The 14,141-nt window shown below is 57.1% G+C and carries 11 protein-coding genes; all 11 read left to right on the forward strand.

What is annotated here, in order from left to right:
* Position 1 precedes the first annotated feature (1 nt).
* The 11 genes from ileS (at position 2) to folA (ending at position 14,102) form a co-directional block, all read left to right on the forward strand.
* Positions 2-2,818, forward strand: a complete 2,817-nt coding sequence (gene ileS, locus UR289_RS12345; protein WP_069303651.1) for an isoleucine--tRNA ligase — start codon at positions 2-4, stop codon at positions 2,816-2,818.
* Positions 2,818-3,318: a signal peptidase II gene (gene lspA, locus UR289_RS12350; protein ID WP_033144602.1), complete on the forward strand. Its 501-nt coding sequence runs from the start codon at positions 2,818-2,820 to the stop codon at positions 3,316-3,318. The genes ileS and lspA overlap by 1 nt, the downstream gene beginning before the upstream one ends.
* A gap of 52 nt (positions 3,319-3,370) precedes the next feature.
* Complete coding sequence (gene fkpB, locus UR289_RS12355; RefSeq protein ID WP_003856450.1) at positions 3,371-3,820, forward strand: FKBP-type peptidyl-prolyl cis-trans isomerase; 450 nt, start codon at positions 3,371-3,373, stop codon at positions 3,818-3,820.
* Between the two features lies 1 nt (position 3,821).
* Positions 3,822-4,772: a 4-hydroxy-3-methylbut-2-enyl diphosphate reductase gene (gene ispH, locus UR289_RS12360; RefSeq protein ID WP_159515494.1), complete on the forward strand. Its 951-nt coding sequence runs from the start codon at positions 3,822-3,824 to the stop codon at positions 4,770-4,772.
* Between the two features lie 205 nt (positions 4,773-4,977).
* On the forward strand, positions 4,978-5,799 hold the full coding sequence (gene dapB / locus UR289_RS12365; protein WP_033144604.1) for a 4-hydroxy-tetrahydrodipicolinate reductase: 822 nt from the start codon (positions 4,978-4,980) through the stop codon (positions 5,797-5,799).
* 453 nt (positions 5,800-6,252) lie between these two features.
* Entirely contained in the window at positions 6,253-7,401 is a 1,149-nt protein-coding gene (carA, locus tag UR289_RS12370; RefSeq protein ID WP_320710267.1) for a glutamine-hydrolyzing carbamoyl-phosphate synthase small subunit, read from the forward strand.
* Positions 7,402-7,419: 18 nt separating this feature from the next.
* A complete protein-coding gene (gene carB / locus UR289_RS12375) occupies positions 7,420-10,644 on the forward strand; it encodes a carbamoyl-phosphate synthase large subunit (protein WP_039260850.1) in 3,225 nt (1,074 codons plus the stop codon).
* 138 nt (positions 10,645-10,782) lie between these two features.
* Positions 10,783-11,016: a YgdI/YgdR family lipoprotein gene (locus tag UR289_RS12380; RefSeq protein ID WP_023310357.1), complete on the forward strand. Its 234-nt coding sequence runs from the start codon at positions 10,783-10,785 to the stop codon at positions 11,014-11,016.
* Positions 11,017-11,119: 103 nt separating this feature from the next.
* A complete protein-coding gene (gene kefF, locus UR289_RS12385) occupies positions 11,120-11,650 on the forward strand; it encodes a glutathione-regulated potassium-efflux system oxidoreductase KefF (protein ID WP_320710270.1) in 531 nt (176 codons plus the stop codon).
* Complete coding sequence (gene kefC / locus UR289_RS12390) at positions 11,643-13,508, forward strand: glutathione-regulated potassium-efflux system protein KefC (protein ID WP_047060178.1); 1,866 nt, start codon at positions 11,643-11,645, stop codon at positions 13,506-13,508. Before kefF ends, kefC begins: the two co-directional genes overlap by 8 nt.
* A 114-nt stretch (positions 13,509-13,622) precedes the next feature.
* Positions 13,623-14,102 (forward strand): type 3 dihydrofolate reductase, encoded by a 480-nt coding sequence (gene folA / locus UR289_RS12395; RefSeq protein WP_008502023.1) that lies wholly within the window; start codon positions 13,623-13,625, stop codon positions 14,100-14,102.
* Positions 14,103-14,141: the final 39 nt, after the last annotated feature.

The raw sequence follows: 14,141 nt of genomic DNA on the forward strand, positions 1-14,141 counted from the left end.
GATGAGTGACTATAAATCAACCCTGAATTTGCCGGAAACAGGGTTCCCGATGCGCGGCGATCTCGCCAAGCGCGAACCGGGAATGCTGGCGCGTTGGACCGATGATGACCTGTACGGCATCATTCGTGCAGCCAAAAAAGGCAAAAAAACCTTCATTCTGCATGATGGCCCTCCATATGCGAATGGCAGCATTCATATTGGTCACTCGGTTAACAAGATTCTGAAAGACATTATCGTGAAGTCCAAAGGCCTCACGGGATACGACTCGCCTTATGTTCCGGGCTGGGACTGCCACGGTCTGCCAATCGAGCTGAAAGTGGAGCAAGAGTTCGGCAAGCCGGGTGAGAAGTTCACCGCCGCCGAGTTCCGTGCGAAGTGCCGCGAATACGCAGCCACGCAGGTTGACGGTCAGCGCGCTGACTTCATCCGTCTGGGCGTGCTGGGCGACTGGTCGCACCCGTACCTGACCATGGATTTCAAAACTGAAGCCAACATCATCCGTGCGCTGGGTAAAATCATCGGTAACGGCCACCTGCACAAAGGCGCTAAGCCGGTGCACTGGTGCGTGGACTGCCGCTCTGCGCTGGCAGAAGCGGAAGTTGAGTATTACGACAAAACCTCTCCGTCTATCGACGTGGCGTTCAACGCTGTCGATCAGGATGCGGTGAAGGCTAAATTTGGCGTCTCCTCGGTAAACGGCCCGATCTCTCTGGTGATCTGGACCACCACCCCGTGGACCCTGCCAGCGAACCGTGCAATCTCCCTGTCCGGTGAGTTCGAATACGCGCTGGTTCAGATTGACGGTCAGGCGGTTATCCTGGCGAAAGATCTGGTTGAGAGCGTGCTGAAGCGCGCGCATATCACCGACTACACCGTGCTGGGCACCGTGAAAGGCGACGCGCTGGAGCTGATGCGCTTCAAGCACCCGTTCCTGGACTTCGACGTTCCGGCGATCCTGGGCGACCACGTGACGCTGGAAGCGGGTACCGGTGCGGTGCATACCGCCGGTGGCCACGGTCCTGATGACTACAACATCAGCCTGAAGTACGGTCTGGAAATCGCTAACCCTGTTGGCCCGGACGGATCTTACCTGCCAGGTACCTATCCGGCGCTGGACGGTATCAACGTCTTCAAGGCGAACGACATCATCGTCGACATGCTGCGCACCAGCGGCGCGCTGCTGCACGTTGAAAAAATGCAGCACAGCTATCCGTGCTGCTGGCGTCATAAGACGCCGATCATCTTCCGTGCGACCCCGCAGTGGTTCGTCAGCATGGATCAGAAAGGCCTGCGCGAGCAGTCTCTGAAAGAGATCAAAGGCGTGCAGTGGATCCCTGACTGGGGCCAGGCGCGTATCGAATCCATGGTGGCTAATCGTCCTGACTGGTGTATCTCCCGTCAGCGTACCTGGGGCGTGCCGATGTCTCTGTTCGTACATAAAGAGACGCAGGAGCTGCACCCGAACACTCTGGAACTGATGGAAGAAGTGGCGAAGCGCGTCGAAGTTGACGGCATTCAGGCGTGGTGGGATCTCGACTCCCGCGACATCCTGGGCACTGACGCAGACAACTACGAGAAAGTGCCGGATACCCTGGACGTGTGGTTCGACTCCGGGTCTACCCACTCCTCCGTGGTTGACGTGCGTCCGGAATTTGCCGGTCACGCTGCCGATATGTATCTGGAAGGGTCTGACCAACACCGCGGCTGGTTCATGTCATCTCTGATGATCTCCACCGCCATGAAGGGGAAAGCGCCTTACCGTCAGGTACTGACTCACGGCTTCACCGTGGATGGTCAGGGCCGTAAGATGTCCAAATCTATCGGTAACACCGTTTCTCCGCAGGATGTGATGAACAAGCTGGGCGCAGACATTCTGCGTCTGTGGGTGGCCTCTACCGATTACACCGGCGAAATGGCGGTGTCTGACGAGATCCTGAAGCGTGCTGCCGACAGCTATCGTCGTATCCGTAACACCGCGCGCTTCCTGCTGGCGAACCTGAACGGGTTCGATCCGGCAAAAGACATGGTGAAACCGGAAGAGATGGTGGTGCTGGACCGCTGGGCGGTAGGCTGCGCGAAAGCGGCGCAGGAAGATATTCTGAAAGCCTATGAGTCTTACGACTTCCACGAAGTGGTGCAGCGCCTGATGCGCTTCTGCTCCATCGAGATGGGCTCGTTCTACCTCGACATCATCAAAGACCGCCAGTACACCGCGAAAGCGGACAGCGTGGCGCGTCGTAGCTGCCAGACCGCGCTGTTCCACATCGCAGAAGCGCTGGTGCGCTGGATGGCGCCGATCATGTCCTTCACCGCGGATGAAATCTGGGGCTACCTGCCGGGCGACCGTGAGAAGTATGTGTTCACGGGCGAGTGGTACGAAGGTCTGTTCGATCTCTCCAGCACCGAAGCGATGAACGATGCCTTCTGGGACGAGCTGCTCAAAGTGCGTGGCGAAGTGAACAAGGTTATCGAGCAGGCGCGCGCGGACAAGAAAGTCGGCGGCTCTCTGGAAGCGGCAGTTACGCTGTATGCCGAACCGGAGCTGGCGGCGAAGCTGACGGCGCTGGGCGATGAATTACGATTTGTCCTGTTGACCTCCGGTGCGAAAGTTGCGGATTATGCCGATGCTTCTGCTGATGCTCAGCAGAGCGAGCTGCTCAAAGGACTGAAAGTCGCGCTGAGCAAAGCCGACGGTGAGAAATGCCCGCGTTGCTGGCATTACACCACCGATGTTGGCCAGGTGGCGGAACACGCAGACATCTGCGGACGCTGTGTAAGCAACGTCGCCGGTGACGGCGAAAAACGTAAGTTTGCCTGATGAGTAAAACTCTCTGTTCAACAGGACTGCGCTGGCTGTGGCTGGTTGTGGTGGTGCTGATTATCGATCTGGGCAGCAAGTTCCTGATCCTCCAGAATTTTGCTCTGGGGGAGACGGTTCCGCTGTTCCCGTCGCTTAACCTGCACTACGCGCGTAACTACGGCGCAGCGTTTAGTTTCCTTGCCGACAGCGGTGGCTGGCAGCGCTGGTTCTTTGCGGGTATCGCTCTCGGTATCTGCGTGATCCTCGCGGTGCTGATGTACCGCTCGAAGGCCACGCAAAAGCTGAATAACATTGCCTACGCGCTGATCATTGGCGGCGCGCTGGGCAACCTGTTTGACCGCCTGTGGCACGGCTTTGTGGTTGATATGATCGACTTCTACGTCGGCGACTGGCACTTCGCGACCTTTAACCTTGCCGATACGGCAATTTGTATCGGCGCGGCGTTAATCGTGCTGGAAGGCTTCTTGCCTAAACCGGCCGCGAAAGAGCAGGCGTAACACACTCGCCCGGTGGCGTAATGCTACCGGGCAAAACAAGCGAGCAATTTGCATGTCTAAATCCGTACAGAGCAACAGCGCGGTTCTCGTTCACTTCACGCTGAAGCTGGATGACGGCTCCACGGCCGAATCCACCCGCAATAACGGCAAACCGGCCCTGTTTCGTCTTGGCGATACCTCCCTGTCTGAAGGTCTTGAGCAGCAGCTTCTGGGCCTGAAAGAGGGTGAGAAAAAAGCCTTTTCGCTGGAGCCGGATGCCGCGTTTGGCGTGCCGAGTCCGGACCTGATCCAGTATTTCTCGCGCCGCGAGTTTATGGACGCGGGTGAACCGGAGATCGGAGCGATTATGCTCTTTACCGCTATGGACGGCAGCGAAATGCCTGGCGTGATCCGCGAGATCAACGGCGACTCTATTACCGTTGACTTCAACCATCCGCTTGCCGGGCGTACCGTTCATTTTGATGTTGAAGTGCTGGAAATCGATCCTGCACTGGAGGCCTGAAATGCAGATCCTGTTGGCTAACCCGCGCGGCTTCTGCGCCGGTGTAGACCGCGCTATCAGCATTGTTGAAAACGCGCTGGAGATTTACGGCGCGCCGATTTATGTACGTCACGAAGTGGTGCACAACCGCTACGTGGTCGACAGCCTGCGCGAGCGCGGCGCCATCTTCATTGAACAAATCAGCGAAGTGCCGGACGGTGCGATCCTGATCTTCTCCGCGCACGGCGTCTCTCAGGCGGTACGTAACGAAGCAAAAAGCCGCGACCTGACCGTATTCGATGCCACCTGTCCGCTGGTGACAAAAGTGCATATGGAAGTGGCGCGCGCCAGCCGTCGTGGTGAAGAGTCGATTCTGATTGGCCATGCCGGGCATCCGGAAGTCGAAGGCACCATGGGCCAGTACAGCAACCCGGAAGGGGGTATGTATCTGGTTGAGTCGCCTGAAGATGTGTTAACGCTGAACGTGAAAAATGAAGCCCGTCTGTCGTTTATGACCCAGACGACGCTCTCCGTAGACGATACCTCAGACGTGATTGACGCCCTGCGCCAGCGCTTCCCGAAAATCGTCGGTCCGCGTAAGGATGATATCTGCTACGCGACCACTAACCGTCAGGAAGCGGTGCGCGCACTGGCTGAACAGGCGGACGTGGTGCTGGTGGTCGGCTCCAAAAACTCGTCTAACTCCAACCGTCTGGCCGAACTGGCGCAGCGTATGGGGAAAATGGCTTTTCTGATTGATGACGCGTCGGATATTCAGGAAGAGTGGGTTAAACACGCGGCCTGTGTCGGCGTGACGGCCGGGGCGTCTGCGCCAGATATTCTGGTACAGAACGTCATTTCCCGTCTGCAGGAGCTGGGCGGTGGCGAAGCGGTGCCGCTGGAAGGACGTGAAGAGAACATCGTTTTCGAAGTCCCGAAAGAACTGCGCATCGACGCCCGCGAAGTCGAATAGACCTTTTTCTGATGAAAGGCCAGCACCTCCTGTGCTGGCCTTTTTTTTACCCGTTACTTTATCGTGACGACAAAATCATGTCTTTTACTGATATTTAAGTCGGTTTCACGTTAAATTCTAATTATCGGTGTTTTCAGTTGGCAGTGCTTCTCAAGGCTGGTTAATCTGAAAACGGTTTACATCATTTTAACGTAAGAGAATAACTATGCATGATGCACAGATCCGTGTCGCCATTGCGGGCGCGGGTGGACGTATGGGCCGTCAGCTTATTCAGGCGGCACTTCAGATGGATGGCGTCGCGCTTGGCGCGGCACTGGAGCGTGAAGGTTCGTCGCTTCTGGGAACCGATGCCGGTGAGCTGGCGGGCGCAGGCCACACGGGCGTTACCGTGCAAAGCAGCCTGGAGGCGGTAAAAGAGGACTTCGATGTATTCATCGATTTTACCCGCCCGGAAGGGACGCTCACGCATCTGGCGTTTTGTCGTCAGCACGGCAAGGGGATGGTGATCGGCACCACCGGTTTTGACGATGCGGGCAAGCAGGCTATCCAGGATGCATCAAAAGAGATTGCGATTGTCTTCGCGGCAAACTTCAGCGTGGGCGTTAACGTCATGCTGAAGCTGCTGGAGAAGGCCGCGAAGGTGATGGGCAACTATACCGATATTGAGATCGTAGAAGCTCACCACCGTTACAAGGTTGATGCGCCATCGGGTACGGCGCTGGCGATGGGCGAAGCGATTGCTCATGCACTTGATAAAGACTTAAAAGACTGCGCGGTCTATACCCGCGAAGGTTACACCGGCGAACGCGTGCCGGGCACTATTGGCTTTGCAACCGTGCGAGCGGGTGACATCGTCGGCGAACATACGGCGATGTTCGCCGATATTGGTGAACGTGTCGAAATTACGCATAAAGCCTCCAGCCGAATGACGTTTGCCAACGGCGCCGTACGCTCTGCTTTGTGGCTTAAAAACAAGAAAAACGGCCTTTTTGATATGCGAGATGTGCTCGATCTCAACAATTTGTAAGCATTATTACCCATCGTGATGTGGTTATTGCAGTCGTAATTGTTTGATTGCATAGGGCAATATTTTATTGCCCTTTTATTTTGTCTGTTTTATAGCGTATTTTTGTTTAAGTCTCTAAATATCTATCTCTTTTGGCGTTTTAACGTTACTGAAATGTAAATTTTGACCATCTGGTCTACTTTATAGTGCTGCACCATCTCATTTTTCATTAAACCAGGCGCGCAAGCGTTTTCCGCAGTGATTTACCTGATCTTTTTGTCGCTTAAGCCGCATTCCACTCGCCAGACTTGCAAAAGAGTAAACAAAATATCCGTTTTAAGTTGACTTTTACCCACCAAATCCCCAGAATGCCGCCGTTTGCCAAAAATCCGCTGGCAACACATTTGCATTGATCCATGACATGCTATGAATTAATATGCAAATAAAGTGAGTGAATATTCTCTGGAGGGTGTTTTGATTAAGTCAGCGCTATTGGTTCTGGAAGACGGAACCCAGTTTATCGGTCGGGCCATAGGGGCAACGGGTTCGGCGGTTGGGGAAGTCGTTTTCAATACTTCAATGACCGGTTATCAAGAAATCCTCACTGATCCTTCCTATTCTCGCCAAATCGTTACTCTTACTTATCCTCATATCGGCAATGTCGGCACCAATGCGGCTGACGAAGAATCTTCTCAGGTACATGCGCAAGGTCTGGTCATCCGCGACCTGCCGCTGATTGCCAGCAACTTCCGCAATACCGAAGACCTCTCTTCTCACCTTAAGCGCCATAACATCGTGGCGATTGCCGATATCGATACCCGTAAGTTAACGCGTCTGCTGCGCGAGAAGGGTGCACAGAACGGCTGCATTATCGCGGGTGATAACCTCGATGCGACGCTGGCGCTGGAAAAAGCGAAAGCCTTCCCGGGCCTGAACGGCATGGACCTGGCGAAAGAAGTGACGACCGCTGAAGCCTACAGCTGGACTCAGGGTAGCTGGACGCTGGAAGGCGACCTGCCGGAAGCGAAAAAAGAGAGCGAGCTGCCGTTCCACGTGGTGGCCTACGATTTCGGCGCCAAGCGCAACATCCTGCGCATGCTGGTTGACCGCGGCTGCCGCCTGACGGTAGTTCCGGCACAAACGTCTGCCGAAGACGTGCTGAAGATGAATCCGGACGGTATTTTCCTGTCCAACGGCCCTGGCGACCCGGCGCCGTGCGATTACGCCATCGCCGCCATCAAGTCCTTCCTGGAAACCGACATCCCGGTATTCGGCATCTGCCTCGGCCATCAGCTGCTGGCGCTGGCGAGCGGTGCGAACACCGTTAAGATGAAGTTCGGCCACCACGGTGGTAACCACCCGGTGAAAGACATCGATAACAACACGGTGATGATCACCGCGCAGAACCACGGCTTTGCCGTCGATGAAGCCTCGATGCCGGCTAACCTGCGCGTGACCCATAAGTCGCTGTTTGATGGCACCCTGCAGGGGATTCATCGCACCGATAAGCCAGCATTCAGCTTCCAGGGTCACCCGGAAGCCAGCCCGGGCCCACACGACGCCGCGCCGCTGTTCGATCACTTCATCGAACTTATCGAGCAATACCGTAAGACCGCTAAATAATCAGGAGCCGAGAAGACAATGCCAAAACGTACAGACATAAAAAGCATCCTGATCCTTGGCGCTGGCCCGATCGTCATCGGCCAGGCCTGCGAATTCGACTACTCCGGCGCGCAGGCGTGTAAAGCCCTGCGTGAAGAGGGTTACCGCGTAATCCTGGTAAACTCTAACCCGGCAACCATCATGACCGACCCGGAAATGGCTGATGCAACCTACATCGAGCCGATTCACTGGGAAGTGGTACGTAAAATCATCGAGAAAGAGCGTCCGGACGCGGTGCTGCCAACCATGGGCGGCCAGACGGCGCTGAACTGTGCGCTGGAGCTGGAGCGTCAGGGCGTGCTGGAAGAGTTCGGCGTGACCATGATTGGTGCGACCGCCGACGCGATTGATAAAGCAGAAGACCGTCGCCGCTTCGACGTGGCGATGAAGAAAATCGGCCTCGACACCGCGCGTTCCGGTATCGCACACAACATGGAAGAAGCGCTGGCCGTCGCGGCTGACGTGGGCTATCCGTGCATCATCCGTCCATCGTTCACCATGGGCGGCACCGGCGGCGGTATCGCCTACAACCGCGAAGAGTTCGAAGAGATTTGCGAACGCGGTCTGGATCTCTCCCCAACCAAAGAGCTGCTGATTGATGAATCGCTGATTGGCTGGAAAGAGTACGAGATGGAAGTGGTGCGTGATAAAAACGACAACTGCATCATCGTCTGCTCCATCGAAAACTTCGATGCGATGGGTATCCACACCGGCGACTCCATCACCGTTGCGCCAGCCCAGACCCTGACCGACAAAGAGTATCAAATCATGCGTAACGCCTCGATGGCGGTACTGCGTGAAATCGGCGTGGAAACCGGCGGCTCTAACGTGCAGTTCTCGGTGAACCCGAAAACAGGCCGTCTGATTGTTATCGAAATGAACCCGCGCGTGTCCCGTTCCTCCGCGCTGGCCTCTAAAGCGACCGGCTTCCCGATTGCGAAAGTGGCGGCGAAGCTGGCGGTGGGTTACACCCTCGACGAGCTGATGAACGACATCACCGGTGGCCGCACCCCAGCGTCCTTCGAGCCGTCCATCGACTACGTTGTGACCAAAATTCCACGCTTCAACTTCGAGAAATTCGCGGGCGCGAACGACCGTCTGACCACCCAGATGAAATCTGTCGGTGAAGTGATGGCGATTGGCCGCACGCAGCAGGAATCCCTGCAGAAAGCGCTGCGCGGCCTCGAAGTGGGCGCGACCGGCTTTGACCCGAAAGTGAGCCTGGACGACCCGGAAGCGCTGACCAAAATCCGCCGCGAGCTGAAAGACGCGGGCGCAGAGCGTATCTGGTATATCGCCGATGCCTTCCGTGCGGGCCTGTCCGTCGACGGCGTGTTCAACCTGACCAACATCGACCGCTGGTTCCTGGTGCAGATTGAAGAGCTGGTGCGTCTGGAAGAGCAGGTCGCGGAGCTGGGCATCAACGGCCTGGACGCTGACTTCCTGCGCGTGCTGAAGCGCAAAGGCTTCGCCGATGCGCGTCTGGCTAAGCTGGCGGGCGTGCGTGAAGCGGAAATCCGCAAGCTGCGCGACCAGTACGACCTGCACCCGGTCTACAAGCGCGTGGACACCTGTGCGGCTGAATTCTCGACCGACACCGCCTACATGTACTCCACCTATGAAGACGAGTGCGAAGCGAACCCGTCCGTCGACCGCGACAAGATTATGGTGCTGGGCGGCGGTCCAAACCGTATCGGCCAGGGCATCGAGTTCGACTACTGCTGCGTACACGCCTCGCTGGCGCTGCGCGAAGACGGTTACGAGACCATCATGGTCAACTGTAACCCGGAAACCGTATCGACCGACTACGACACCTCTGACCGCCTCTACTTCGAGCCGGTTACCCTGGAAGACGTGCTGGAAATCGTGCGCATCGAGAAGCCAAAAGGCGTTATCGTGCAGTACGGCGGCCAGACCCCGCTGAAGCTGGCGCGCGCGCTGGAAGCAGCAGGCGTGCCGGTTATCGGCACCAGCCCGGACGCGATTGACCGTGCGGAAGACCGCGAGCGTTTCCAGCAGGCGGTTGACCGTCTGAAGCTGAAACAGCCGGCGAACGCCACCGTCACCGCCATTGAAATGGCCGTTGAGAAGGCGAAAGAGATTGGCTACCCGCTGGTGGTGCGTCCTTCCTACGTGCTGGGCGGCCGCGCGATGGAAATCGTGTATGACGAAGCCGACCTGCGTCGCTACTTCCAGACTGCGGTGAGCGTTTCCAACGATGCGCCTGTGCTGCTCGACCGCTTCCTCGACGACGCGGTAGAAGTGGACGTTGACGCCATCTGCGACGGCGAAATGGTGCTGATTGGCGGCATCATGGAGCACATCGAGCAGGCGGGCGTGCACTCCGGCGACTCCGCCTGTTCTCTGCCAGCCTACACGCTGAGCCAGGAGATTCAGGACGTGATGCGCCAGCAGGTGCAGAAGCTGGCCTTTGAGCTGCAGGTTCGCGGTCTGATGAACGTCCAGTTCGCGGTGAAAGACAACGAAGTCTACCTGATTGAAGTCAACCCGCGTGCGGCACGTACCGTACCGTTCGTCTCCAAAGCCACCGGCGTTCCGCTGGCGAAAGTGGCGGCGCGCGTGATGGCGGGTCAGACGCTGGCGCAGCAGGGCGTGACCAAAGAGATCATTCCACCGTACTACTCGGTGAAAGAAGTGGTGCTGCCGTTCAACAAATTCCCGGGCGTTGACCCGCTGTTAGGGCCAGAAATGCGCTCTACCGGGGAAGTGATGGGCGTGGGACGCACCTTCGCAGAAGCGTTCGCGAAGGCGCAGCTGGGCAGTAGCTCCACCATGAGAAAATCAGGCCGTGCGCTGCTCTCCGTTCGCGAAGGCGACAAAGAGCGCGTGGTTGACCTGGCCGCCAAGCTGCTGAAACAGGGCTTCGAGCTGGACGCGACCCACGGTACCGCGATTGTGCTGGGCGAAGCCGGCATCAACCCGCGTCTGGTGAACAAGGTGCATGAAGGTCGTCCGCACATTCAGGACCGTATCAAGAATGGCGAATACACCTACATCATCAACACCACCGCAGGCCGCCAGGCGATTGAAGACTCCAAGCTGATTCGCCGCAGCGCGCTGCAGTACAAAGTGCACTACGACACCACCCTGAACGGCGGTTTCGCAACGGCCATGGCGCTGAACGCGGATGCCACCGAGAAGGTGATTTCAGTGCAGGAAATGCACGCGCAGATTAGCAAATAAGTAAAAATGCCCGGTGCCGTTCGGTTGCCGGGCATTCTCCCATCTTCAGAACCTTCTGGTTTTTCATCCGCTTTCAGTCAGTTAGCCTAAAATGGTTAGGTCGATAACGAAATTCAACTGAGAGCAGGGGAAAACACCATGCAAAATAAATTACTGATCGCTTCCGTTCTGGCTGCCACGACAATGTTCACCGTTGCGGGCTGTTCGTCTAATCAGGCCGTAAAAACCACCGATGGCAAAACCATTGTCACCGACGGCAAACCGCAGGTAGATGACGATACCGGTCTGGTGTCATATAAAAACGCCGAAACCGGTCAAACCGAGCAGATTAACCGTGACCAGGTGAAATCCATGGGCGAGCTGGATAACTAATTCAGAATTCTGACGTAAGCCCGTCAATAATATTCACTATTAGCCTGTTGAATTACTGACTACACTCTTTTGTTAAAAGAAAGCAGTAACAACAGGCTAATCAATGATTCTGATAATTTATGCCCATCCTTATCCGCAGCACTCGCATGCGAATAAGCGGATGCTTGAGCAGGTAAGGACGCTTGATAACGTAGAGATACGTTCCCTCTATCAACTCTATCCCGATTTTAATATCGATATCGCCGCCGAACAGGAGGCGCTCTCCCGTGCCGATCTGATTATCTGGCAGCATCCAATGCAGTGGTACAGTACGCCCTCGCTCCTGAAGCTGTGGATTGATAAAGTCTTCTCCCACGGCTGGGCGTATGGCCACAACGGCAATGCGCTAAAAGGAAAAAGCCTGATGTGGGCGGTCACCACCGGCGGTGGGGAAAGCCATTTTGATATCGGTTCCTTCCCGGGTTTTGACGTCCTGGCGCAGCCGCTGCAGGCGACTGCGCTCTATTGCGGTCTGAACTGGCTCCCGCCGTTTGCGATGCACTGCACGTTTGTTTGCGACGATGAAACGCTGCAGGCGCAGGCTCGTCATTATAAACAACGCTTACTTGAGTGGCAGGAGACGCACCATGGATAGCCATACGCTGATACAGGCGCTGATTTACCTCGGCGCGGCGGCGCTGATTGTGCCCGTGGCGGTACGCCTGGGGCTGGGGTCGGTGCTCGGCTACCTGATTGCAGGCTGCGTCATTGGGCCGTGGGGCTTTAGACTGGTCACGGATGCCGAGGCGATTCTCCATTTCGCTGAGATTGGCGTGGTGCTGATGCTGTTTGTGATTGGCCTGGAGCTCGACCCGCAGCGGCTGTGGAAGCTTCGCGCCTCGGTATTTGGCGGCGGGGCACTGCAGATGGTGGCCTGCGGGCTGCTGCTGGGTGGGTTCTGCATCCTGTTGGGTATGGACTGGAAAGTGGCAGAGCTCATTGGCATGACGCTGGCGCTCTCCTCCACGGCGATTGCCATGCAGGCGATGAACGAGCGAAATCTGACGGTCTCCCAGATGGGACGCAGCGCGTTCTCGGTGCTGCTGTTCCAGGACATTGCCGCTATCCCGCTGGTAGCGATGATCCCGCTTCTGGCGGCCAGCGGTTCCTCTACCACGCTGGGCGCTTTCGCGCTGTCGGCGCTGAAGGTGGCGGGCGCGCTGGCGCTGGTGGTGCTGCTTGGCCGCTACGTGACCCGCCCGCTGCTGCGGTTTGTCGCCCGTTCTGGCCTGCGCGAAGTGTTCAGCGCCGTGGCGCTGTTCCTGGTGTTTGGCTTCGGTCTGCTGCTGGAGGAGGCCGGGCTGTCGATGGCGATGGGGGCGTTCCTCGCAGGCGTTCTGCTGGCGAGCTCTGAATACCGTCACGCGCTGGAAAGCGATATCGAGCCGTTCAAAGGACTGCTGCTGGGACTGTTTTTCATCGGCGTCGGGATGTCCGTCGACTTCGGCACGCTGGTGACGCATCCGCTGCGGATCGTCATCCTGCTCGTCGGCTTCCTGGTCATTAAAATGGTGATGCTGTGGCTGATTGCTCGACCACTGAACGTGCCGGGCAGGCAGCGCCGCTGGTTCGCCGTGCTGCTGGGGCAGGGGAGTGAATTTGCATTCGTGGTCTTTGGCGCCGCGCAGATGGCAAACGTGCTCGATCCCGAGTGGGCGAAGGCGCTGACGCTGGCGGTCGCCCTGTCGATGGCGGCGACGCCTGTGCTGCTGGTGGTGCTGACGCGCCTGGAGAAATCGGACAGCGGTCAGGAGCGCGAGGCCGATGAGATCGACGAGGAGCAGCCGCGCGTCATCATCGCCGGATTTGGCCGCTACGGGCAGATCGTGGGTCGTTTACTGCTGTCGAGCGGGGTGAAAATGGTCATCCTCGATCACGACCCCGACCATGTCGATACCCTGCGTAAATTTGATATGAAGGTGTTTTACGGGGATGCGACCCGCGTCGATCTGCTGGAATCTGCCGGGGCGGCAAAAGCCGAGGTGTTGATTAACGCCATTGACGATCCGGAAACCAGCATGCAGATGGTGGAGCTGGTAAAAGAGCATTTCCCGGCGCTGACCATTATTTCCCGCGCGCGCGATGTGGATCACTACATCCGGCTGCGACAGGCGGGCGTAGAGGCGCCGGAACGTGAAACGTTCGAAGGTGCGCTGAAGTCTGGCCGCATGGCGCTGGAAAACCTGGGGCTCGGCGCGTATGAAGCACGCGAACGGGCAGACCTGTTCCGCCGCTTTAATACCGAGATGGTCGAAGAGATGGCGGCGATGGCCGGCAGTACGGCCACCGAGCGTGCGGCGGTGTTCAAACGCACCAGCGCGATGCTGACGGAAATCATTAACGAGGACCGTAACCACCTGTCGCTGATCCAGCGCCATGGCTGGCAGGGCACGGAAGAGGGCAAGCATACCGGCGATCCGGCTGACGAGCCCGAGAGTAAACCTTCCGCGTGAAGTGGAGTTGCCAGCAATATTAAAAAATTTCTTTATCTTTACCCTGCCGCCAGTCGACGAAAGATTAAGCTTTCCGTATAGTGGCGGCAATTTTTTGCATCCGGGAAATTTTCAATGATCAGTCTGATTGCAGCGCTGGCGGTGGACCGCGTTATCGGTATGGAAAATGCCATGCCGTGGAACCTGCCTGCCGATCTCGCATGGTTTAAACGTACTACGTTAAACAAGCCGGTAGTGATGGGCCGCCTGACCTGGGAGTCGATTGGTCGTCCATTGCCGGGCCGTAAGAATATCGTTATCAGCAGCCAGCCGGGCACTGACGATCGCGTCGAATGGGTAAAATCAGTAGACGAGGCGATTGCTGCATGCGGCAATGCCGAAGAGATCATGGTGATTGGCGGTGGGCGCGTGTACGAGCAGTTCCTGCCAAAAGCGCAGAAGCTGTATCTGACCCACATTGATGCAGAAGTGGAAGGGGATACTCATTTCCCGGACTACGATCCGGACGAGTGGGAATCGGTATTCAGCGAATTCCACGACGCGGATGCACAGAACTCCCACAGCTACTGCTTCGAGATTCTGGAACGTCGTTAAGTGATTTTCCCTCTCCCGGCCGGGAGAGGGAATTACGTA

The sequence above is a fragment of the Enterobacter sp. 302C9 genome (assembly GCF_034106085.1).
Taxonomy (GTDB): Bacteria; Pseudomonadota; Gammaproteobacteria; order Enterobacterales; family Enterobacteriaceae; genus Enterobacter; species Enterobacter asburiae_B.

What these genes read in the sequence shown, in the direction of transcription:
- dapB (WP_033144604.1), top strand. Translation starts at nt 4,978, where the DNA reads ATGCATGATGCACAGATCCGTGTCGCCATTGCGGGCGCGGGTGGACGT.
- carB (WP_039260850.1), top strand. Translation starts at nt 7,420, where the DNA reads ATGCCAAAACGTACAGACATAAAAAGCATCCTGATCCTTGGCGCTGGC.
- kefF (WP_320710270.1), top strand. Translation starts at nt 11,120, where the DNA reads ATGATTCTGATAATTTATGCCCATCCTTATCCGCAGCACTCGCATGCG.
- folA (WP_008502023.1), top strand. Translation starts at nt 13,623, where the DNA reads ATGATCAGTCTGATTGCAGCGCTGGCGGTGGACCGCGTTATCGGTATG.
- ispH (WP_159515494.1), top strand. Translation starts at nt 3,822, where the DNA reads ATGCAGATCCTGTTGGCTAACCCGCGCGGCTTCTGCGCCGGTGTAGAC.
- kefC (WP_047060178.1), top strand. Translation starts at nt 11,643, where the DNA reads ATGGATAGCCATACGCTGATACAGGCGCTGATTTACCTCGGCGCGGCG.
- fkpB (WP_003856450.1), top strand. Translation starts at nt 3,371, where the DNA reads ATGTCTAAATCCGTACAGAGCAACAGCGCGGTTCTCGTTCACTTCACG.
- ileS (WP_069303651.1), top strand. Translation starts at nt 2, where the DNA reads ATGAGTGACTATAAATCAACCCTGAATTTGCCGGAAACAGGGTTCCCG.
- lspA (WP_033144602.1), top strand. Translation starts at nt 2,818, where the DNA reads ATGAGTAAAACTCTCTGTTCAACAGGACTGCGCTGGCTGTGGCTGGTT.
- UR289_RS12380 (WP_023310357.1), top strand. Translation starts at nt 10,783, where the DNA reads ATGCAAAATAAATTACTGATCGCTTCCGTTCTGGCTGCCACGACAATG.